18 protein-coding genes and 1 pseudogene are annotated in these 21,737 nt (G+C 57.5%); 17 read left to right on the top strand and 2 right to left on the bottom strand.

The window, feature by feature from the left end; all coding sequences use genetic code 11:
• Positions 1–63 precede the first annotated feature (63 nt).
• From G6L28_RS13105 to G6L28_RS13025, 17 genes are all read left to right on the top strand, one after another.
• Positions 64–1,059, top strand: coding sequence for an iron-siderophore ABC transporter substrate-binding protein (locus G6L28_RS13105; RefSeq protein WP_174064270.1), 996 nt, complete (start codon positions 64–66; stop codon positions 1,057–1,059).
• 29 nt (positions 1,060–1,088) lie between these two features.
• Entirely contained in the window at positions 1,089–2,099 is a 1,011-nt protein-coding gene (locus tag G6L28_RS13100) for a FecCD family ABC transporter permease (protein ID WP_234902563.1), read from the top strand.
• Positions 2,100–2,101: 2 nt separating this feature from the next.
• Positions 2,102–3,136 carry a FecCD family ABC transporter permease gene (locus G6L28_RS13095; RefSeq protein ID WP_174064268.1) on the top strand — a complete coding sequence of 345 codons (1,035 nt, stop codon included), beginning with the start codon at positions 2,102–2,104 and terminating at the stop codon, positions 3,134–3,136.
• Positions 3,133–3,948: an ABC transporter ATP-binding protein gene (locus G6L28_RS13090; protein ID WP_174064267.1), complete on the top strand. Its 816-nt coding sequence runs from the start codon at positions 3,133–3,135 to the stop codon at positions 3,946–3,948. The genes G6L28_RS13095 and G6L28_RS13090 overlap by 4 nt, the downstream gene beginning before the upstream one ends.
• Before the next feature lie 92 nt (positions 3,949–4,040).
• Positions 4,041–4,733 (top strand): superoxide dismutase, encoded by a 693-nt coding sequence (locus tag G6L28_RS13085; protein WP_174064266.1) that lies wholly within the window; start codon positions 4,041–4,043, stop codon positions 4,731–4,733.
• A 280-nt stretch (positions 4,734–5,013) separates the two neighbouring features.
• Positions 5,014–6,612: an ABC transporter substrate-binding protein gene (locus G6L28_RS13080; RefSeq protein WP_174064265.1), complete on the top strand. Its 1,599-nt coding sequence runs from the start codon at positions 5,014–5,016 to the stop codon at positions 6,610–6,612.
• A 146-nt stretch (positions 6,613–6,758) separates the two neighbouring features.
• Positions 6,759–7,763 (top strand): ABC transporter permease subunit, encoded by a 1,005-nt coding sequence (locus tag G6L28_RS13075; RefSeq protein ID WP_174064264.1) that lies wholly within the window; start codon positions 6,759–6,761, stop codon positions 7,761–7,763.
• A 15-nt stretch (positions 7,764–7,778) separates the two neighbouring features.
• Complete coding sequence (locus G6L28_RS13070; protein WP_174064263.1) at positions 7,779–8,696, top strand: ABC transporter permease subunit; 918 nt, start codon at positions 7,779–7,781, stop codon at positions 8,694–8,696.
• A gap of 1 nt (position 8,697) precedes the next feature.
• Positions 8,698–9,564, top strand: a complete 867-nt coding sequence (locus tag G6L28_RS13065; protein WP_174064262.1) for an ABC transporter ATP-binding protein — start codon at positions 8,698–8,700, stop codon at positions 9,562–9,564.
• Positions 9,561–10,406 carry a dipeptide ABC transporter ATP-binding protein gene (locus G6L28_RS13060; RefSeq protein WP_174064261.1) on the top strand — a complete coding sequence of 282 codons (846 nt, stop codon included), beginning with the start codon at positions 9,561–9,563 and terminating at the stop codon, positions 10,404–10,406. The genes G6L28_RS13065 and G6L28_RS13060 overlap by 4 nt, the downstream gene beginning before the upstream one ends.
• 187 nt (positions 10,407–10,593) lie before the next feature.
• Positions 10,594–12,735 (top strand): methylmalonyl-CoA mutase, encoded by a 2,142-nt coding sequence (gene scpA, locus G6L28_RS13055; protein ID WP_174064260.1) that lies wholly within the window; start codon positions 10,594–10,596, stop codon positions 12,733–12,735.
• Between the two features lie 88 nt (positions 12,736–12,823).
• Positions 12,824–13,639 carry a MurR/RpiR family transcriptional regulator gene (locus G6L28_RS13050; RefSeq protein ID WP_174064259.1) on the top strand — a complete coding sequence of 272 codons (816 nt, stop codon included), beginning with the start codon at positions 12,824–12,826 and terminating at the stop codon, positions 13,637–13,639.
• Between the two features lie 114 nt (positions 13,640–13,753).
• Positions 13,754–15,679, top strand: a complete 1,926-nt coding sequence (locus G6L28_RS13045) for a bifunctional 5-dehydro-2-deoxygluconokinase/5-dehydro-2-deoxyphosphogluconate aldolase (RefSeq protein ID WP_174064297.1) — start codon at positions 13,754–13,756, stop codon at positions 15,677–15,679.
• Complete coding sequence (gene iolD, locus G6L28_RS13040; RefSeq protein WP_174064258.1) at positions 15,676–17,499, top strand: 3D-(3,5/4)-trihydroxycyclohexane-1,2-dione acylhydrolase (decyclizing); 1,824 nt, start codon at positions 15,676–15,678, stop codon at positions 17,497–17,499. Before G6L28_RS13045 ends, iolD begins: the two co-directional genes overlap by 4 nt.
• A gap of 2 nt (positions 17,500–17,501) precedes the next feature.
• Positions 17,502–18,401: a myo-inosose-2 dehydratase gene (gene iolE, locus G6L28_RS13035; RefSeq protein WP_174064257.1), complete on the top strand. Its 900-nt coding sequence runs from the start codon at positions 17,502–17,504 to the stop codon at positions 18,399–18,401.
• A gap of 18 nt (positions 18,402–18,419) precedes the next feature.
• The gene (iolB, locus tag G6L28_RS13030) at positions 18,420–19,229 is read left to right on the top strand and encodes a 5-deoxy-glucuronate isomerase (protein WP_174064256.1); all 810 of its coding nucleotides are present in this window, start codon (positions 18,420–18,422) and stop codon (positions 19,227–19,229) included.
• 39 nt (positions 19,230–19,268) lie between these two features.
• Positions 19,269–20,396 carry a Gfo/Idh/MocA family protein gene (locus tag G6L28_RS13025; protein WP_174064255.1) on the top strand — a complete coding sequence of 376 codons (1,128 nt, stop codon included), beginning with the start codon at positions 19,269–19,271 and terminating at the stop codon, positions 20,394–20,396.
• 80 nt (positions 20,397–20,476) lie between these two features.
• On the opposite strand, the gene iolG is transcribed toward G6L28_RS13025, so the two are convergent.
• Positions 20,477–21,469: an inositol 2-dehydrogenase gene (gene iolG, locus G6L28_RS13020; RefSeq protein ID WP_174064254.1), complete on the bottom strand. Its 993-nt coding sequence runs from the start codon at positions 21,467–21,469 to the stop codon at positions 20,477–20,479.
• A 45-nt stretch (positions 21,470–21,514) separates the two neighbouring features.
• Positions 21,515–21,737: pseudogene (locus tag G6L28_RS13015) on the bottom strand (sugar ABC transporter ATP-binding protein); the annotation flags it as partial.

The raw sequence follows: 21,737 nt of genomic DNA, 5'->3' as shown, positions 1-21,737 counted from the left end.
ACTTGACCCGGATGAGTGAAGCTGAGAGTTGAGGTCAACTTTAAACATCCAGAAAGCGTGCCCATGAACCGCTTCATCCCGACCCTGTTGTCCCTTCTTGCAGGGTTGTTGCTAGTATTCGCCAATGCGGCTGCGGAAACGACATATCCAATCGTTATCAACCACGCATTTGGCACAAGCACGATCGAGAAGAAGCCGTTGCGGGTTGCGACTGTCGCCTGGGCCAATCACGAGGTTCCCCTGGCACTTGGGGTCGTGCCGGTCGGGATGGCGGCAGCCAATTTTGGCGACGACGATGGGGATGGGCTTCTGCCGTGGGTCAGCGACAAGTTGAAGGCGCTTGGCGCGGAAAAACCCGTGCTTTTCGACGAAGGCGACGGCATCGACTTCGAAGCGGTTGCAGCAACCGAACCGGATGTCATTCTCGCGGCATATTCCGGCCTCAGCCAGGCAGACTACGACACACTCAGCCAGATCGCGCCCGTTGTCGCCTATCCGGAATCTCCTTGGGCCACTGACTGGCGGGATATGATCCGTCTCAACAGCTTAGGCATGGGAGAGGCGGAAAAAGGTGAGGCACTGATCAAAAAGATCGAGAGTGAAATGGCAGAGGTTGCCGCTGCCCATCCCGATCTCAAAGGCAAAACTGCCATGTTCGTGACGCATCTGGACACGACCAACCTCAGCATCGTCAATTTCTACACGGGTAACGACAGCCGTGTCAGGTTCTTCGCCGATCTTGGGCTGAAATCTCCCAAAAGCGTTCTGGAGGCGACCAAGCTGGGCCAGTTCGCATCAGCCGTCAGCGCGGAGCGCGTAGATACTTTCGATGATGTCGATATCATCGTCACCTACGGCGGACAGGAGTTGCTCGATGCCGTTCGCGCCGATCCTCTGCTGTCAAAAATGCCTGCGGTCCAGCACGATTCCATCGTCATGCTCGGGCGCAATCCCGTAGGCACCGCCGCGAACCCCACGCCATTGTCTATTTCCTGGGTCCTCGGCGATTATGTCGAACTGCTTTCAAAAGCTGTCAAGAAATCGACCGGACAGCCTTGATGCATTCTGGAAGCCAACCGTCTCGCCCCATGCGCGTTGCAGCCGATCGTGATGCTGTGCGGTTCGGATGGTTGCTGGGGCTTATCGCCGTTCTCGGCTTAATGACCGCCATGTCCATCGCCACAGGAACACGCAATGTCAGCTTCGCCGACATTATCTCTGCCTTGCAGGGCAGGATGGAGACAATCGAGCAGGCAGCTGTGGCGGTGCGCATTCCACGGACCATTCTTGCAATCCTCGCTGGCGCAGCACTCGGACTTTCCGGCGCGATTATGCAGGGCATCACGCGCAATCCGCTGGCCGATCCCGGCATTCTGGGCGTAAATATGGGTGCATCGCTTGCAGTGGTCATCGGGATCGTCTGGTTCGGCATCGCTTCAGCGAGCGCTTACATCTGGGCAGCCATTTTAGGCGCTGGCAGCACGGCCGTTTTCGTCTACACCATAGGATCTCTCGGTCGCGGCGGTGCAACACCGTTGAAACTCGCTCTTGCCGGAGCAGCAACCTCAGTTGCTTTCGCGTCGCTGGTCATAGCCGTCGTGCTACCCCGTAACGACATTGCAGGTGGCATAAGGTCCTGGCAAATCGGCGGCGTCGGCGGCGCGACATTCGAGCGTATGTATTACGTCCTGCCGTTTCTCGCCGTGGGTTTCATCGTCAGCCTCCTTTCCGCCAGAAAACTCAACTCCCTCGCTTTAGGAGACGAACTTGCCGCGGGACTAGGTGAACGGGTTGCCATGGCTCGCGCCGTGGCCGCTTTCGGTGCAATCGTATTATGCGGCGCGACGACCGCGATTTGCGGGCCGATAGGCTTCGTGGGGCTTGTCGTTCCGCACCTCTGCCGCATTCTGGTTGGCGTCGATCATCGCTGGCTCCTGCCTTTATCAGCCATCAGCGGTGCATGTCTCCTGCTGGCTTCGGATATCGTCGGGCGCATGATCGCCCGCCCGGCCGAACTCGACGTCGGCATCGTCACGGCGCTGATCGGAGCACCCTTCTTCATCTGGATCGTCCGCAGGCAGCGGGTCCGGGAACTCTAAGCATGTCGCTGACCATCACCAAAGCCATAGCGGATCAACGCCGCCAACGTGCGCGTAAAAGCCGGTCCATCATCCTTTTTATGGCACTGCTGGTCGTTCTACTGTTCGCGATAACACTCGTCATCGGGCAATCGGTAACACCTGTGAACGAAGTGCTTCGCGTCCTGATGGGAGAGGCAGTACCCGGCGCATCCTTCGCCGTTGGTCAGTTGCGGCTTCCCCGCGCCGTGCTTTCAGTTCTTGCGGGCATAAGCTTCGGTCTCGGGGGCGTTGCCTTCCAGATCATGCTTCGAAATCCACTCGCCAGCCCTGATATCATCGGCATCAGTTCCGGTGCCAGCGCGGCGGCCGTATTTGCTATCGTCGTGCTGTCGATGTCCGGACCCATGGTCTCCGTTTTTGCCGTTGTCGCAGGACTTGGAATAGCCATACTGGTTTACGGCCTCGCGTCCCGCAACGGTGTTGCCAGCACACGCCTAATACTGGTGGGGATCGGCGTCTCGGCCATGCTGGAAAGCGTCATCGCCTACATTCTTTCAGGCGCTCCTGCATGGACGCTTCAGGAAGCGATGCGCTGGCTGACCGGCAGCGTCAACGGCGCACGGTTGGATCAATCGATACCGCTTATTTTCGGGCTGATAGCGTTTGGGACACTGTTGATCGCCAAACGGCGAGACCTTGAACTGTTACGCATGGGCGACGACACGGCGGCGGCTCTTGGCGTGCGCGTTGGCCTTACCCGCATCATGATCATCATCGCCTCCGTGGGGATGATTTCCATTGCTACGGCAGTAGCTGGGCCGATTGCATTCGTCGCTTTCCTGTCTGGCCCCATCGCGGCGCGGATCGTGGGGAGCAACGGCTCGCTTCTCATTCCTGCCGCACTGACCGGCGCGATACTCGTTCTCGCTGGAGATTATCTCGGGCAATTCATGCTTCCCAGCCGATATCCCGTTGGCGTCGTCACAGGTGCGCTCGGCGCCCCCTATCTCATTTACCTGATTGTGCGCGTCAACCGCGCGGGAGGCTCATTATGACCGTCCACTCGCTGACCGCAGAAGCCCTGTCCGCTGGCTACGGGGATACGTTGATTTTCGACAAGCTCGATCTCGAAGTTCCTCCGGAAAAAATATCGGTGATCGTGGGTGCGAACGCCTGTGGGAAATCTACCCTTTTGCGCGCGATGTCCCGGCTGATTGCCCCCAAGGACGGTCGCGTGCTTCTGGATGGCAAATCAATTCATCATACGCAGCCAAAGGAGCTGGCCCGCACTCTCGGCCTCCTTCCTCAGTCTCCGGTCGCGCCGGAAGGAATAACGGTGGCTGACCTTGTCAGCCGGGGCCGCAACCCTCACCATGGCGTCTTTTCCCGCTGGACGAGGTCAGATGATGAGGCTGTTTCCGACGCTCTTATCGCCACGAAAACGGAGACACTTGCAGAACGACCTGTGGACGAGCTTTCAGGCGGACAACGGCAACGGGTCTGGATCGCAATGGCATTGGCGCAGCAGACGGACGTTCTTTTGCTGGATGAGCCGACCACCTTTCTCGACATTAATCACCAGATCGATGTCCTCGATCTTTTGACGGACCTCAATCATTCACGAGGGACGACTGTGGTCATGGTCCTTCATGATCTGAACCTTGCCGCACGATATGCCGATTATCTGATTGCAATGGCAAACGGCAGGATACAGTTTCGCGGGACGCCAAAGGAAGTCCTCACGGAAAAGACCGTGCAAGACGTATTCGGCCTTCAGAGCCGTGTCATACCGGACCCTTTAACAGGTCGTCCCATGATGCTGCCGATCGGTCGCCACAGGATTTCCTCGACACTTGCCGAAACTTGAAGGCATCACAAATCCGAGAGTTTGGAGAATTGCGGAAACGGGATGTTCCCAGCCTAGTTAAGGGTTCTCAACCCCAACGAGGAAACAGACCCATGATCTTGACCAGACGAGCCGTTCTCGCAGCAAGTGCCGCTTCTGCCGCGGCAGCAGTCCTGTCCACTCCTTCGATCGGTAGAGCGGCGACCCCTTTTACACAGCCCGCTTTGCCATTCGGCGAGGATGCCCTGGCTCCCCACATCTCCCAAAAAACCGTGAGCCTTCACTACGGAAAGCACCACAAGGCATATTTCGACAAGCTGAACACGCTTGTGAAGGACACTCCCTATGCGGAAATGGACCTGGAGGCGATCGTCAAGGCATCCTACGGCAAGGACGCTGACAAGAAGATCTACAACAACGCCGCTCAGGCCTGGAATCACGTGGTTTACTGGGATCAGTTTGTACCGGGCGGCCCAAGCAGTCCTGACGGTAAGGCCGCCGATGAAATCAACGCTGCTTTCGGCGACTACGGCAAATTTGTCGATAAAGCCGTAGCGACGTCAGATGAGGTGTTCGGTACGGGATGGGTGTGGCTGACAAGAGGCGACGACAACAAGCTTGCGCTTATCGGCTACGAGGATGGCAACAACCCGGTAGCGGTTGGTCGTCCAGCATATCTCGGTATCGATATATGGGAACACGCCTATTATGTGGATTACGAGAACCGTAAACCAGAGCACATCAAGGCCGTTCTGGAAAACATCGTCAACTGGCGCGTTGTCGGAGACAAAATAGCGCAGGTATAAGCATCTGCGCATCCACTCTCGCAAGCGCCCTTGCCTCACAGGGCGTTTTTCAAGCACTGTACTCGATAAATCCTGTCAGGTTCACTCGTGCGTTTGGAGACATGACATTCTATCCGATGCGCCCAAATTAGCATCACTTCGCAAAAAGTTGAATATTTGGTCAAAAATCATCTGAATCGTTGAAGCACTCCGCTTGAGTATGTGATGAGTTTCTTATAACCACGATTGGTCGGCACTCGCGGGACAAGCGGGCCGGTTACAAAAAATTGGGAGCTCAACGATGAGATATAAAATTGGCCTGATCGCCGCCGCGTTGCTATCTGCGACCTGCTTCGCCTCTGCTGCAAGCGCGAAAACTTTCGTGTTCTGCTCGGAAGGCTCGCCTGAAGGCTTCGATCCCGGTCTTTACACGGCTGGCACCACGTTCGATGCTGCTGCGCACACCGTTTACAGCCGCCTTCTGGAATTCGAACCTGGCACCACCAAGCCGGTCGCTGGCCTGGCCGAGAGCTGGGAAGTTTCTGAAGACGGTACAGTCTATACGTTCAAGCTGCGCAAGGGCGTCAAGTTCCAGACCACCGAATTCTTCACCCCGACCCGCGAGTTGAACGCCGATGACGTCGTGTTCTCCATCGAGCGCCAGATCAAGACCGACAATCCATGGCACCAGTATGTTCCCGGCACGTCCTGGGAATACGCCGCTGGCATGGGTTTCCCTGAACTGATCAAGTCCGTCGAAAAGGTCGACGACATGACGGTCAAGTTCACGCTGAACCGTCCGGAAGCTCCTTTCCTCGCCAACATCGCCATGCCGTTCGCTTCGATCGTCTCGAAGGAATACACCGACAAGCTCGCAGCTGAAGGCAAGCAGGCGCAGTTGAACCAGATGCCGGTCGGCACGGGTCCGTTCACCTTCGTTGGTTATCAGCAGGATGCAGTCATCCGCTATACCGCCAACAAGGACTATTGGGGTGGCGCACCGAAGGTCGACAACCTCGTCTTCGCAATCACCACCGACGCTGCCGTTCGTTACCAGAAGCTCAAGGCTGGCGAATGCCATCTGATGCCTTACCCGAACGCTGCCGACGTGCAGTCCATGAAGTCTGATCCAAGTCTTCAGGTCATGGAACAGGAAGGCCTCAACGTTGCCTACCTCGCCTACAACACCACGCAGGCTCCATTCGACAAGATTGAAGTTCGCAAGGCGCTGAACAAGGCTATCAACAAGAAGGCAATCGTCGACGCAGTCTTCCAAGGCATGGCAACGCCTGCCAAGAACCCGTTGCCGCCGACCATGTGGTCCTATAACGACAAGATCGAAGACGACTCGTACGATCTCGACGCCGCCAAGAAGATGCTCGAAGAAGCAGGCGTGAAGGACCTTTCCATGAAGGTCTGGGCAATGCCGGTTTCGCGTCCATACATGCTGAACGCCCGCCGCGCTGCTGAAATCATCCAGGATGATTTCGCGAAGATCGGCGTGAAGGTTGAGATCGTCTCCTACGAGTGGGCCGAATATCTCGACCGCTCCAAGGCAAAGGACCGTGACGGCGCCGTCATGCTCGGCTGGACGGGCGACAATGGCGATCCGGACAACTTCCTCGACACCCTGCTCGGCTGCGAAGCCGTTGGCGGCAACAACCGTGCGCAGTGGTGCAACAAGGAATTCAACGATCTGGTGAAGAAGGCCAAGGTCACGACCGACCAGGCCGAGCGCACCAAGCTCTACGAAGAAGCTCAGGTTGTCTTCAAAAAGGAAGCACCTTGGGCCACCATCGACCACTCCCTGTCCATCGTTCCGATGCGCAAGGAAGTGACCGGCTTCGTTCAGAGCCCGCTGGGTGACTTCACGTTCGAAAACGTTGATATTGCCGAGTAACAGTCGGAAGAATACAAAAATGCCGCGCGTCTTGATCCAAGGCGCGCGGCACTTGCGTTCTGATACACACAACAACAAGAAGCAGACCGAAAAGGTCGCTACTACCCGCGCATAGGTTCCTTGAAGGAACAGATCGAAGGTTTCTCATGATTGGCTTTCTCGTACGGCGCATTGCCGTGCTCATCCCCACATTCATCGGGGTTTCCATTATCGCGTTCCTGTTCATCCGGCTTCTGCCGGGCGATCCGGTCGCTCTTTTGTCCGGCGAACGCGTGATGTCGCCAGAGCGCCATGCGCAGATCAGCGCCGCGCTCGGCATGGATCGTCCACTGGTCATCCAGTATTTCGATTACCTGAAGGGCGTCCTGAGTGGTGATTTCGGCACATCCATCGTGTCCAAGTCACCCATCATCGATCAGTTCTTCGCGCTCTTCCCGGCAACGGTCGAACTGTCCTTCTGCGCGATCATCCTCGCCGTCTTCATCGGCATTCCCGCAGGCGTCATCGCCGCCATCAAGCGCGGGTCGATCTTCGATCAGGGCCTGATGGGCATTGCCCTCGTCGGCTATTCCATGCCGATCTTCTGGTGGGGCCTGCTGCTGATCATCCTGTTTTCCGGCATCCTGCAATGGACACCGGTTTCGGGCCGCATCTCGCTGATGTTCTTCTTCCCGCCGGTCACCGGCTTTATGCTGATCGACTCGCTGCTTTCCGGCCAGAAGGGTGCATTCACCTCCGCGCTTAGCCATCTGGCGCTGCCCTCCATCGTGCTTGCGACCATTCCGCTCGCCGTCATTGCGCGCCAGACTCGCTCGGCGATGCTGGAAGTGCTGTCGGAAGATTACGTCCGCACCGCACGCGCCAAGGGTCTTTCTCCCTTCCGCGTCATCGGCATCCACGCGCTGCGCAACGCCATGATCCCGGTCATCACCACTATCGGTCTTCAGGTCGGCGTCATGCTGGCCGGTGCCATCCTCACCGAAACGATCTTCTCCTGGCCGGGCATCGGCAAGTGGATGGTCGATTCCGTCTTCCGTCGCGATTACCCGGTCATTCAGGGTGGTCTGTTGTTGATTGCGGGCATCATCATGGTCGTCAACCTCATCGTTGACCTCCTGTACGGCCTGATCAATCCACGCATCCGGCACTAAAGGGAGATCCGTTTCATGGCCGATACCGCCATTACCAAAACCGCCGCTCCGGTTTCCTCTGCCGCAATGCGCAAGCAGATGCTCAAGGAATTCTGGTTCTATTTCTCCGAAAACAAGGGTGCCGTCATCGGCCTCTACGTCTTCGTCGCACTGGTCATCGTCGCGGTCTTCGCGTCTTTCATCGCCCCGCATTCACCGTTCCAGCAATATCGTGACGCAGTTCTTCTGCCACCGGCCTGGATACAGGGCGGAAACATGACGCACATTCTGGGCACGGACCCGGTTGGCCGCGACATCCTCTCGCGCCTGATTTATGGTGCGCAATATTCGCTGTTCATCGGTGTTTTCGTCACCACGCTGTCGCTCACGACAGGCGTCGTCATCGGCGTTATCGCAGGCTATTACCGTGGCTGGCTCGATACGGCGATCATGCGTCTGATGGATATCATCCTCGCCTTCCCGTCGCTGCTTCTGGCGCTCGTGCTCGTCGCCATTCTCGGCCCGGGCCTCACCAACGGCATGATTGCGATTGCGCTGGTTCTCCAGCCGCATTTCGTGCGCCTCACCCGCGCTGCCGTCATGGCTGAAAAGACGAAGGAGTACGTCACCGCCTCGCGTCTGGCCGGTGCCGGTCCGCTGCGCCTCATGTTCCGCACCATCCTGCCGAACTGCACCGCACCGCTCATCGTTCAGGCGACGCTGTCCTTCTCCAACGCCATTCTCGATGCGGCGGCTCTGGGCTTCCTCGGCATGGGCGCTCAGCCGCCCGCTCCCGAATGGGGCACCATGCTTGCCGAAGCGCGCGAGTTCATTCTGCGCGCCTGGTGGGTCGTTACATTCCCCGGTCTTGCCATCCTCATCACCGTTCTCGCCATCAACCTGATGGGCGATGGTCTGCGTGATGCGCTCGACCCGAAACTGAAGAGGTCCTGATATGGCACTTCTGCAAATCGATAATCTCACCGTCGAATTCGAAACCGCAAACGGCTGGTTCCGCGCCGTTGATGGCGTGTCGCTTTCCGTCGATGCGGGTGAAGTTCTCGCCATCGTCGGCGAATCCGGCTCGGGCAAGTCCGTGTCCATGCTGGCCGTCATGGGCCTGCTGCCATGGACGGCGAAGATCACCGCCGACCGCATGTTGTTTCAGGGCAAAGACATCCAGAAGCTTGAGGGCTCAGAACGCCGCAAGCTGATCGGCAAGGATGTCGCCATGATCTTTCAGGAGCCGATTGCAAGCCTCAACCCTTGCTTCACCGTCGGCTTCCAGATCGAGGAAGTCCTGCGCATTCATATGGGCATGGATAAGAAGACGCGCCACGCACGCGCCATCGAGCTGTTCAAGCTCGTCGGTCTGCCGGACCCGGAAGAGCGCCTGAAGCACTTCCCGCACCAGATGTCCGGTGGCCAGTGCCAGCGCGTCATGATCGCGATTGCCATTGCCTGCAATCCGAAACTCCTGATTGCCGACGAGCCGACGACCGCGCTCGACGTGACGATCCAGAAGCAGATCCTCGATCTGATCATGCGTCTTCAGACTGAGACCGGCATGGGCCTGATCATGATCACCCATGACATGGGCGTGGTTGCGGAAACGGCTGACCGCGTCGTGGTGCAATATAAGGGGCGCAAGATGGAGGAAGCCGACGTGCTGACCCTCTTCGAAAACCCCAAGAGCAACTATACGAAGGCGCTTCTGGCAGCGCTGCCGGAAAACGCGACGGGTGATCGCCTGACCACCGTTTCGCAGTTCTTTGACGGCACGCCGACACCGGCCCCAAGCGCTGCGGGAGAAACGGCATGACCGATAACAAAACCATGCTCGAAATCCGCAACATGAAGCGGGACTACGAAATTCCCGGCGGGTTCATGAAGAAGGGCAAGACGGTTCACGCCGTCAAGGGTGTATCCTTCAAGCTCGAAACCGGCAAGACGCTGGCCATTGTCGGCGAAAGCGGCTGCGGCAAATCTACCCTTGCCCGCATGCTCACTTTCATCGATGAGCCGACCTCGGGCGAGCTCTTCATCGATGGCGAGAAGATGGATACACGCCCCGGCCACCTGACGCCGGAAATGCGCCAGAAGGTGCAGATCGTGTTTCAGAACCCCTACGGTTCCCTCAACCCGCGCCAGAAGATCGGCGATGTGCTGGGTGAATCGCTCCTCATCAACACGAAGATGTCTGCTGCGGAGCGCCGCGAAAAGGCAACCGACATGCTGGTGCGTGTCGGTCTCGGCCCTGAGCATTACAACCGCTACCCGCACATGTTCTCCGGCGGCCAGCGCCAGCGCATCGCCATTGCGCGTGCGCTGATGATGAACCCGAAGCTGCTGGTACTGGACGAGCCGGTCTCCGCGCTCGACCTTTCGGTGCAGGCTCAGGTGCTGAACCTGCTCGCAGACCTTCAGGACGAATTCGGCCTAACTTACGTCTTCATCAGCCACGACCTCTCGGTCGTGAAGTACATCGCTGATGAGGTCATGGTCATGTATTTCGGTGAAGCCGTGGAATATGGCACCCGCGACGAGGTTTTCTCGAACCCGCAGCACAGCTACACCCGCACCCTCTTCGCCGCGACCCCGAAAGCCGACGTGGAATCCATCCGCGCCCGCATGGCGGCCAAGGCCATGGCGAAAGCCGGTTGAGTTGTCAAAGCCCCGGAGCGATCCGGGGCTTTTTTGTATGACCCGTGCCTCCAAACGACCTCCTTCAAAAATCATTGTGAAATCGCCTAAGCGTCCATATCTTCGCTTCGGGAAAAAAGCGTGCGTCCAAATCATTGGGTGATGCGTTTCGGTTTCAGACATCGAAACCGCAGCTAAGGAGAAGTGCATGTCGGAGGGAAAGACCCTGAAGGATTGGGAAGCGCTGGCCGAAAAGGAATTGAAGCGTTCACCCGAAACTCTCATCTGGGAGACACCCGAAGGCATCGACGTCAAGCCGCTTTATACCGCCGAAGATATCAGCGGCATTTCCCATCTCGACAGCCTGCCCGGATTTAAGCCGTTCGTTCGTGGCCCGCGCGCCACCATGTATGCCGGGCGGCCTTGGACGATCCGCCAATATGCGGGGTTTTCGACGGCAGAGGAATCCAACGCGTTCTACAAGCGTAATCTCGCAGCAGGCCAGAAGGGCCTTTCGGTCGCCTTCGACCTTGCCACGCACCGAGGTTATGACAGCGACCACGAGCGCGTGGTCGGCGATGTCGGCAAGGCGGGCGTTGCAATCGATAGCGTCGAGGACATGAAAATCCTCTTCGATGGCATTCCGCTGAAGGAAATGTCGGTTTCGATGACCATGAACGGCGCGGTGATACCGATCCTTGCGTCGTTCATCGTTGCGGGTGAAGAGCAAGGCTGCTCCCGCGCCGAGCTTTCCGGCACCATCCAGAACGATATTCTCAAAGAGTTCATGGTGCGTAACACATATATTTACCCCCCAGAACCTTCGATGAGGATCATCGCCGATATCATCGAGTACACGGCAAAGGAGATGCCGCGCTTCAACTCCATCTCGATCTCCGGCTACCATATGCAGGAGGCAGGCGCGACGCTGGTGCAGGAACTAGCCTTCACGCTGGCTGATGGGCGCGAATATGTGCGCGCCGCCCTCAAAAAAGGCCTGAACGTCGATGATTTCGCCGGTCGCCTGTCCTTCTTCTTTGCCATCGGCATGAACTTCTTCATGGAAGCGTCCAAACTGCGCGCCGCACGACTTTTATGGTCGAAGATCATGGAAGAGTTCGAGCCACAGAAAGCATCGTCCATGATGCTGCGAACACATTGCCAAACCTCGGGCGTGTCGCTCCAGGAGCAAGACCCTTATAATAACGTGATCCGCACCGCATATGAGGCCCTGTCGGCGGCACTGGGCGGCACCCAGTCGCTTCATACCAATGCACTCGATGAAGCGATGGCATTGCCAACGGATTTTTCTGCCCGTATTGCCCGCAACACCCAACTCATTCTCCAGCACGAGACTGGCGTGACGAAGGTGGTGGACCCACTTGCAGGCTCCTATTACGTCGAGAGCCTGACCAATGAGCTTGCCGAGAAGGCATGGGCACTGATCGAAGAAGTGGAGGCCCTTGGTGGCATGACAAGCGCTGTTGCAAACGGCCTGCCAAAACGTCTGATCGAGGAAGCAGCAACGAAACGTCAGGCCGCGGTGGATCGTGGCGACGAAATCATCGTTGGCGTCAACAAGTTCCGCCTGGAGAACGAAGACCCTATCGACATTCTCGATATCGACAACTCGGCGGTTCGCGCGTCGCAGATAAGGCGACTGGAAACCGTGCGCCGCCAACGTGATCCGTCAGCAGTCAAAAAAGTGCTGTCTCGCCTTATCGAAGTTGCAAGCTCGGGCACAGGCAATCTGCTTGACGCCGCTGTCGAAGCGGCACGCGCAAGGGCGACCCTTGGCGAAATTTCCGACGCTATGCGCAGCGTTTTCGGTGACCACGAAGCCGTGCCGGAAGTTGTTCACGATGTTTATGCCGCAGCCTATGGCGATGACCCGGAATACGCGACGTTGAAAAACCGCTTAAGTGAGCTTTCCACACATGTCGGATCTAGCCCGAAGATGATGATTGCGAAGCTGGGGCAGGATGGACACGATCGCGGCGCGAAAATCATCGCCTCTGCCTTCGGCGATATCGGTTTCGATATCGTAGCTGGTCCCCTTTTCCAGACACCCGAAGAAGCAGCAGAACTCGCCATTGAGAACAAAGTCCATGTCGTCGGCATGTCCTCTCTTGCGGCCGGACACAAGACCCTTGCCCCCCAACTTGTCGAGGCGCTCAAGGCGAGCGGGGCTGAAGATGTCATCGTCATCGTGGGCGGGGTGATACCGCGTCAGGATTACCAGTTCCTCCTTGACCATGGAGTGGCCGCCGTATTCGGCCCCGGTACCAACGTATTGGAAGCGGCGCGCGCCGTTATCGACCTTATGCAAGGCAGGCTTCGCAACGCATGATTTCCTAATAGACCGCAAAAAAGCAAAAGCTGTTTGGAATATATGTTCCAAATTGCTAGAGTGACGTTTCACATGCGGGAGGATATTCATGCAGGATGTAGCCACACCGGAAACGGTGAAGGAGTTCGAGGAGAGACTGGTCGAAGTTTCGCTCAAGCTGCCAAAAAGATTGCGGCAATGCGCCGATTACGTCGCCGCCAATACTGATCGAATTGCAGTTTCCACCGTCGCCGAAATGGCCGAGGCTGCCGGTGTGCAGCCCTCCGCTTTCATGCGGTTTTGCCAGATCCTCGGCTTTTCCGGATTTTCGGAAATGCAGCGGCTTTTTAAGGAGAGCTATTCCGGACGCTGGCCGGACTATGATACCCGTCTGACAAACTTGCGCGACAAGGGAGAGGACAGCGGCGCGCGGCTGTTGGCGGAATTCGTGGAGGCTGGTCGCGCTTCCCTGGAAAACCTGCTGAAAACCGTTGATCCATCGGCATTCGAGACAGCTATACAGGTACTTTCCAAGGCAGAGATGATCCACATTGTCGGCTTGCGCCGCTCCTTCCCGGTGGCGAGCTATCTGGCTTACGCCTTTGAAAAGATGCAGGTGCCTGCCATGCTCCACGCCTCCGTGGGACAGTTGCAGAGCGCCAGTGCGGTTAGGCGAAACGACGTGGTTTTGGCGATTACATTTGCGCCCTATTCTGCAGAAACAATCGATCTCGTGTCTTCAAGCTGCGCCCGCAACATTCCGGTGGTTGCCATCACCGACGCGGCTGTGAACCCTCTGCGACAATTCGATGCCACCATACTCGCGGTGTCGGAAGTCGACTTCGGCGCATTCCGCTCACTCTCGGCCACGCTCTGCATGGCGATAGCGCTTGCCGTCGGAATAGGTACACATCGACAAATTTGAATATTTGTGTTGAAAATGAAAATAATGGAATTTATAGTCCAAATCTGACGCAGGGGGAACGATGGTGGAGTGTCGTTCCGAGGCGGAAAATGCGTGAAAGCGCGGAGGAGGAGGATCGTGAAAACACTCGATCTCATCACGATCGGCCGTTCGTCGGTCGATCTTTACGGCGCACAGGTTGGTGGACGGCTGGAGGATATGTCCTCCTTCAACAAATACATCGGCGGCTCTCCCACCAACATCGCGGCAGGTGCCGCACGACTGGGATTGAAGAGCGCAGTCATTACCCGCGTGGGTAATGAGCACATGGGCCGCTTCATCCGCGAGCAACTGATACGCGAAGGCGTGGATGTACGTGGCGTGTGGACTGATGAGGAACGCCTGACGGCGCTCGTCATTCTGGGCATACGTGATCAAAATCAGTTCCCTTTGATCTTCTATCGCGAAAACTGTGCCGACATGGCGCTGTGCGAAGATGACATCGACCCTGCGTTCATTGCCGAGGCGGCCTGCGTATGTGCTACAGGAACGCATCTTTCCCACCCTCGCACCGAGGCTGCGGTGCTGAAGGCGCTACGCATTGCCCGCGAGAACGGCGCGAAGACGGCGCTGGATATCGATTACCGCCCTAACCTCTGGGGTGTTGCCGGTCACGGCGATGGCGAAAGCCGCTTCGTGGAATCCGCCAAGGTAACGGAAAAGCTGCAATCCACCCTCAACCTCTTCGACCTGATCGTTGGGACGGAAGAGGAGTTCCACATCGCCGGTGGCTCGACCGATACGCTGCAGGCGCTGCGCGCCGTGCGCAAGGTTTCGAAAGCGACGCTAGTCTGCAAACGCGGCCCGATGGGTGCGGTCGTTTTTCCGGGTGATATTCCGCAAAGTCTGGATGATGGGGAAAGCGGCGAAGGCTTTCCAATCGAAGTGTTCAACGTACTGGGCGCGGGAGATGGCTTCATGGCCGGTCTGTTCCGTGGCTGGCTGCGCGGCGAAGACTGGCCGACGACCCTGAAATACGCTAACGCCTGCGGCGCTTTTGCCGTGTCTCGACACGGCTGCACACCTGCTTACCCAAGCTGGGAAGAGCTGCAATATTTCTTCCGCACCGGCATTCGCAACAGGGCGCTGCGCAAGGATGAAGCGCTAGAACAGGTGCATTGGGCGACCAACCGAAAAGGCGACTGGAACACGATGCGGGTGTTCGCCTTCGACCATCGCATGCAGCTGGAAGCCATTGCCAGCGAAATGGGCGTCGATGACAAAAAGATCGGCGAGTTCAAGGAGCTTTGCCTGAAAGCCGCGCATAAGGTGGCCGGTGGCAATGATGGATACGGCATTCTTTGCGACGGACGACTTGGCCGCGATGCACTGTATCAGGCAGCGGGATCGGGCCTGTGGATCGGACGTCCGGCGGAGTGGCCGGGCTCCCGTCCGCTGACGCTGGAGCCGGATCTCGGGCCTGATTGCGGTGCTTTGGGTGAATGGCCGACCGAGCATGTGGTGAAGGTGCTTTGCTTCTACCACCCCGACGATGACGCGGCGATGAGGCAGAGCCAGGAGGAGACGGTATCGCGTCTGTTCACGGCTTCCCGGCGCAACGGGCTGGAATTCCTGCTGGAAGTTATTCCTTCCAAAGTGGCCGCGACAGATGACGAGACAACCGCGCGCATCATCGACCGTTTCTACGAGATCGGCGTCTATCCAGACTGGTGGAAACTGGAGCCCATGAAAACCGAAGCGGCATGGCGGCAGGCGACCGACGCAGTGAAGCGCAACGACCCTTATGTGCGCGGCATCGTCGTCCTGGGGCTGGAAGCGCCGCATGCCGAACTGGAGGAAAGCTTCAAACTGGCGGCTGGCTTCGATCTGGTCAAAGGATTTGCCGTCGGCCGCACGATTTTTGCCGATGCCGCACGCGGCTGGCTTTCCGGCAAGATCAGCGATGAGCAGGCAGTTGCGGATATGGCGGAACGCTACGATGCTCTTTGTCGCGTGTGGGACAAAGCGCGCGCCGAAAGCAAAAAGGGAGAGGCAGCGTGAATACGATACGTTTGACGGCGGCACAGGCGCTGGTGCGCTATCTGGCCGCCCAGCTGAACGATGATGGCGAGACCTACATTTCCGGCGTCTGGGCGATTTTCGGCCATGGCAATGTGGCCGGTCTCGGCGAAGCGCTCTACGGTATACGCGAAGAGTTGCCGACCTATCGCGGCCAGAACGAGCAATCCATGGCGCATGCGGCTATCGCCTACGCCAAGCAGCTTGGTCGTCGCCGCGCCATGGCGGTCACCTCCTCCATCGGTCCCGGCGCTACCAATATGGTGACGGCGGCGGCACTGGCCCATGTCAACCGCCTGCCCGTACTACTGATCCCCGGCGACGTCTTCGCCAACCGCGGGCCCGACCCTGTGCTGCAGCAGATCGAGGATTTCAACGACGGCACAGTATCGGCCAATGATTGCTTCAAGCCGGTCAGCCGCTATTTCGACCGGATTACGCGGCCCGAGCAGCTTCTGACCGCCCTGCCCCGGGCATTCCGCACCATGACGGACCCCGCCGACTGCGGCCCTGTGACGCTGGCTTTCTGCCAGGATGTGCAGGCGGAAGCTTTCGATTATCCGACAAACTTCTTCGAGAGAAAAGTCTGGCGGCAACGCAGGCCGGAGCCTGATCAGGTAGAGTTCGAGGAAGCTGTTGCAGCACTGAAGGCGGCGAAGAACCCTATTATCGTTGCGGGCGGTGGAGTGCACTTCTCGGGCGCGACCGAGACGCTAAAGGATTTTGTAGAGCGCCACTCCATTCCCGTCATCGAAACGCAGGCGGGTAAGTCGGCTTTGGCCTGGGATAATGACCTGAATTTCGGACCTGCGGGTGTGACAGGTTCTTCCAGCGCCAATGCCATTGCTGAGAAGGCCGATCTCGTATTCGGCATTGGCACACGCTTTCAAGACTTCACCACCGGCTCCTGGGCACTGTTCAAGAACCCGCAGCGCAGGTTGCTGGCGCTCAATGTGCAGCCTTATGACAGCGCCAAACATGACGCGATCAGCCTGACGGCGGATGCGAAGATCGGGCTGGAGAAGTTGTCCGAAGCTCTCGGTAGCCACCGTTATGCCGCGCCAGATGCCCGCCTGAAGCAGGACTGGTTTAGCAATGCCGATGCCGTAACCGCAGCACCTGAGGAAGCCAACAGCCTACCTACAGATATGCAGGTGATCGGTGCGGTGCAGCGTGCGTCACGCGACAACACCGTGGTAATGTGCGCTGCCGGCACGATGCCGGGAGAATTGCATCAGCTGTGGAAAGCAAAGCTGCCACTTTCCTACCACATGGAATACGGCTTCTCCTGCATGGGTTACGAGATTGCCGGTGGGCTTGGCATCAAGATGGCCGAGCCTGACCGCGACGTGATCGTGATGGTGGGCGACGGCTCTTACATGATGATGAATTCCGAGCTTGCGACCGCCGTTGCCATGGGCGTGAAGATCACCCTCGTCATTACCGACAACCGCGGCTATGGCTGCATCAACCGGCTGCAAATGGGCACCGGCGGCGCCGAGTTCAACAACCTCTACGCCCACACCAACCAGAAGAACCCGATTGCCATCGATTTCACTGCCCATGCTGCCAGCATGGGCGCGGATGCGCATAAGGTCTCCACGATTGCCGAGCTTGAAACGGCGCTCGATGCGGCGCGCAGCGCAGAGGTCGTAACGGTCATCGTCATCGATACCGACCCCTACCCCACGCCGGATGCCGGAGGATATTGGTGGGATGTCGCCGTCCCTGAGGTCTCCGAACGAACCGAAGTCAAAAATGCTCGTGTGGCTTACGAAGCTGCACTCAAAGAAAGACGCTGATCATGATTCTTTACGGTACCAACCCAATCGCCTGGAGCAATGACGACGACCGGTCGCTCGGTGCCCATATCAGTCTCGAACAGTGCCTGGACGAGACGTCCAGCATCGGCTTCGATGGGATCGAAAAGGGCCATAAGTTTCCGCAGGAGCCGGAGGGGCTGAAAGCGGTTCTCGATCCGCGCGGCCTGCGCTTCGTATCCGGCTGGCACTCGCTCAACCTTTTGACCAACTCAATCGAAGACGAGAAGGCTGCGATGCAGCCCGCGCTCGATCTGCTCAAGGCCATGGGCTCCAAGGTCATCATCGTTTGCGAAACGTCAAACGCAATCCATGGCGACGATTCCAAGCCGGTCAACGACCGCCCAAAGCTGGCCGACAGCGAATGGAAGAGCTTTGGCGAGGGCGTGGAAGCGCTGGCCAAATATGCCGCAGATCAGGGCATTGCGCTGGTTTATCACCACCACATGGGAACGATCGTCGAGAGCGAAGACGAGATCGACCGCCTGATGGAAAATACCGGGCCGCACACAAAACTCCTGCTCGATACCGGCCATACCCTGTTCGGTGGCGGCAACCCGCAGAGTGTAGCCAGAAAACATATGCACCGTGTCGGGCATATCCACGCCAAGAATGTGCGCCCCGTTATTGCTGCGCAGGTGCGTAACGAAAAGCTGTCTTTCCTCGAAGGCGTGCGCCGTGGGGTCTTCACCGTTCCGGGTGACAGCGAGGGCGGTGTCGATTTCCCATCCGTGCTGAAGATTGCTGCGGAACATGGCTATAGCGGTTGGCTGGTTATCGAGGCCGAACAGGACCCGGATGTGCGCAACCCGTTTGAATATCAAAGCCTTGGCCTGAAATCGCTTCGCGCTTTCGCTAGGGAAGCCGGGCTGGACAAGGGCTGAAACAAGGAGGCCTGAGAGATGGCAAATCTGCTTCGCAAACCGACAGGTAAAAGCGGCAAGGTCCATGACATTACGCCGGAAAGCGCCAATTGGGGCTATGTCGGCTTCGGTCTGTATCACCTGAAGCCCGGCGAAACCGCCAATGAAAACACCGGCGAGACGGAGGTCATTCTGGTGCTGGTCGAGGGCAAGGCTGAGGTAGCCAGCGAGGACAAAAAGTTTGGCGAACTTGGCGACCGGATGAATGTGTTCGAGCGCAAGCCCCCGCACTGCGTCTACATCCCCGCTGGTTCATCCTGGTCGGTCGAGGCGACGACGGATTGCACGATTGGCGTCTGCACAGCCCCCGCCAAGCCGGGACGCGAAGCGCAGGTGATCGGGCCGAATGGCATCACGCTTGCCGAGCGAGGAAAGGGCGGCAATACGCGCTACATCTTCCCCATTGCCATGGAAGACCGCGACGTGGCCGACAGCCTGCTGGTCACGGAAGTGTTCACGCCATCCGGCCACTGGTCCTCTTATCCACCGCACCGTCATGACGAGGATAACTATCCCGACATGACCTATCTGGAAGAGACCTATTATCACCGGCTAAACCCGGCGCAAGGCTTTGGCTTCCAGCGCGTTTTCACCGATGATGGCTCGCTGGACGAAACCATGGCAGTTTCAGACGGCGATGTCGTTTTGGTCCCCAAAGGGCATCACCCCTGCGGTTCACCCTATGGCTACGAGATGTACTACCTCAATGTCATGGCTGGCCCTTTGCGCAAATGGCGTTTCCAAAATCACCCGGATCACGACTGGATTTTCAAGCGCGACAATCCCTGATCCTGCACCTCTACATCTATTGCTCCCTGGGAGGAAAATATGAAAAGTCTGGGCGTTGGCCTGATTGGCACTGGCTATATGGGCAAGTGCCATGCACTCGCATGGAATAACGTAACGAGTATTTTCGGCGATGTGCCGCGACCTCGGCTAGTGACGCTTGCGGAAGTGAACTCCGAACTTGCAGCCAAGAAGGCGCAGGAATTCGGATTCTCCAAATCTACCGCGAACTGGCGTGATCTTCTCAATGATCCAGAAATCGATGTGATATCGGTTACCACACCTAACGCATTTCATCCGGAAATGGCGATTGCCGCGCTCGATGCAGGCAAACATGTTTGGTGCGAAAAGCCTATGGCACCATCCTTTAGCGACGCGATCAAAATGCGCGATGCCGCACAGAGCTCCGGTCGCGTTGCGGCCATGGGCTACAATTACATACAGAACCCTGTCATTCGCCACATTAAGTCGTTGATCAAGGACAATGTGATAGGGGATGTGAACCATATCCGCGTCGAGATGGACGAGGATTTCATGGCCGACTCCAAGGCGCTTTTTTACTGGAAAAGCGAAGCCTCGTCGGGTTATGGGGCCTTGGATGATTTCGCGGTTCACCCGTTGTCTTTGATCTTCAGTCTGTTCGGCCACGTCGATAAGGCCATTTCGGATATGGTCAAACCCTATCCGACACGACCATTGAAAGACGGAACCGCGCGCGACGTCGAAAATCACGATCTTGCCAGCGTTCTTTTCAAGCTGGAAAGCGGAATTTCGGGTGTTCTAATGGCAAACCGCTCCGCATGGGGACGCAAAGGCCGTATCGCGTTGCAGATATATGGTTCGAAAGGATCGATCCTCTACGATCAGGAGCGAATGAACGAGTTTCAGCTCTACACCACTGACGGTCGACCGGAAGAGCAGGGTTTCCGCACGGTTCTCACTGCTCCACATCATCGTCCCTATGACAGGTTCATTCCTGCTGCTGGTCATGGCCTCGGCTTCAACGATCTGAAGGTCATCGAATGCCGGGAGCTGATAGCCGCTATCGAAGGATTGCCTGCAAACATCATTACCTTCGATGAAGGCATCGGGATAGAAAGAAGCGTTCACGCCATGGCCCGTTCATTCGACGAAAAGCGATGGGTTGAAACCAAAGAAATCGGCAACTGACAAACCATCCTCCTCCCCAACTAAAACGCCCGCATTTTTTAAAATGCGGGCGTCTTTTTTTATCGAAGGAGATCAGGCTTTCAGGCGACCTCGACAGGCTTTCCTGTTTGCCAGCTGACAGTCGCGGCATCCGCCAGCTTCTGGGCCTGTAGACCGTCGAAGCCGCTTGGACGCGGCGAAGTGTTCCCAGCATCCACGGCGCTGATGAAACTGTTGATTTCGTTTGCATAGGCCTGAGAATAACGTTCAATGAAGAAGTGCTGAACAGGGTCGCCCGCGAGGCCGTCCGCATTCCACAACTCTACGCTCGAGCTCTGGATGTTGCGCGCCTGGAGCATGCCCGTGGAGCCGTGGACTTCGATACGCTGGTCATACCCATAGGTGGCGCGGCGGGAGTTGGTAATGACGGCGATCCGTCCTGATGCGGTTTGCATCTGCACGGCGGCCGTATCGACATCGCCTTCCACACCGATCGCCTTGTCTACGAGTGCTGAACCAAGCGCGTTGACCACGATGAATTCCTCACCCATGAGGAAACGCGCCATATCGAAATCGTGGATCATCATATCGCGGAAGAGGCCGCCGGAGGATTTCACATATTCGGCAGGCGGCGGAGCTGGATCGCGGCTGATGATGGTGACGATTTCGATTTCGCCCACATCGCCACGACGTAGACGGGACTCGACGGTGGAGAAATTTGGATCGAAGCGGCGGTTAAAGCCGATCATCAGCGTCGACTTGTTTTTTTCGACCACGTCCAAGCATTGATTGATGCGATCAACCGAAAGAGAGACCGGCTTTTCACACAAAATATGCTTGCCAGCCTTGGAAGCAGCCTCGATGAGATCGGCATGGCTGGGCGTTGGTGTTGCTATGAGCACGGCATCGACATCGCTCGAAGCGATAATTTCTTCCACACTTGCAACTTTGGCACCCGTCTGCGCGGCAAGCTGCTCAGCGGCTGCGGGGAAGGCATCGGCAACATAGGCTAGTTTCGCCTTCGGGTTGGCGGCGATGGTGGCTGAATGCACCTTGCCGATACGGCCCGCACCGAGCACTCCAAACCTAATCATGTCATTCACTCCATTGGTATCAAGCTATTGGATTTGTGGGAAGAATCATATTGTTCCGTTGAGGTCTTTCGAAAGTGTCTGGAGTTCTTTTCCTCCTGCCATGAGGTTTTGGACGTCCTCCATGGAGATTTCGGATTTGCCGAATGTGCCCAGCGTCTGGCCCCGGTTGAGGACGGTGAAGCGGTCACCGACGGCATAGGCATGGCGGACGTTGTGGGTGATGAAGATGACGGCGAGGCCCTTCTGCTGCACCTGGTTGATGTATTTC

It is taken from the genome of Agrobacterium larrymoorei (assembly GCF_013322225.1).
In the GTDB taxonomy this organism is placed as follows: domain Bacteria; phylum Pseudomonadota; class Alphaproteobacteria; order Rhizobiales; family Rhizobiaceae; genus Agrobacterium; species Agrobacterium larrymoorei_A.
The sequence above is the reverse complement of the archived record's forward strand: the minus strand, read 5'-3'. Positions and strand labels throughout refer to the sequence as shown.

Bases quoted from the DNA above. Each gene is read 5' to 3' on its own strand.
- G6L28_RS13105 (WP_174064270.1), top strand. From the start codon at position 64: ATGAACCGCTTCATCCCGACCCTGTTGTCCCTTCTTGCAGGGTTGTTG.
- G6L28_RS13100 (WP_234902563.1), top strand. From the start codon at position 1,089: ATGCGCGTTGCAGCCGATCGTGATGCTGTGCGGTTCGGATGGTTGCTG.
- G6L28_RS13095 (WP_174064268.1), top strand. From the start codon at position 2,102: ATGTCGCTGACCATCACCAAAGCCATAGCGGATCAACGCCGCCAACGT.
- G6L28_RS13090 (WP_174064267.1), top strand. From the start codon at position 3,133: ATGACCGTCCACTCGCTGACCGCAGAAGCCCTGTCCGCTGGCTACGGG.
- G6L28_RS13085 (WP_174064266.1), top strand. From the start codon at position 4,041: ATGATCTTGACCAGACGAGCCGTTCTCGCAGCAAGTGCCGCTTCTGCC.
- G6L28_RS13080 (WP_174064265.1), top strand. From the start codon at position 5,014: ATGAGATATAAAATTGGCCTGATCGCCGCCGCGTTGCTATCTGCGACC.
- G6L28_RS13075 (WP_174064264.1), top strand. From the start codon at position 6,759: ATGATTGGCTTTCTCGTACGGCGCATTGCCGTGCTCATCCCCACATTC.
- G6L28_RS13070 (WP_174064263.1), top strand. From the start codon at position 7,779: ATGGCCGATACCGCCATTACCAAAACCGCCGCTCCGGTTTCCTCTGCC.
- G6L28_RS13065 (WP_174064262.1), top strand. From the start codon at position 8,698: ATGGCACTTCTGCAAATCGATAATCTCACCGTCGAATTCGAAACCGCA.
- G6L28_RS13060 (WP_174064261.1), top strand. From the start codon at position 9,561: ATGACCGATAACAAAACCATGCTCGAAATCCGCAACATGAAGCGGGAC.
- scpA (WP_174064260.1), top strand. From the start codon at position 10,594: ATGTCGGAGGGAAAGACCCTGAAGGATTGGGAAGCGCTGGCCGAAAAG.
- G6L28_RS13050 (WP_174064259.1), top strand. From the start codon at position 12,824: ATGCAGGATGTAGCCACACCGGAAACGGTGAAGGAGTTCGAGGAGAGA.
- iolE (WP_174064257.1), top strand. From the start codon at position 17,502: ATGATTCTTTACGGTACCAACCCAATCGCCTGGAGCAATGACGACGAC.
- iolB (WP_174064256.1), top strand. From the start codon at position 18,420: ATGGCAAATCTGCTTCGCAAACCGACAGGTAAAAGCGGCAAGGTCCAT.
- G6L28_RS13025 (WP_174064255.1), top strand. From the start codon at position 19,269: ATGAAAAGTCTGGGCGTTGGCCTGATTGGCACTGGCTATATGGGCAAG.
- iolG (WP_174064254.1), bottom strand. From the start codon at position 21,469: ATGATTAGGTTTGGAGTGCTCGGTGCGGGCCGTATCGGCAAGGTGCAT.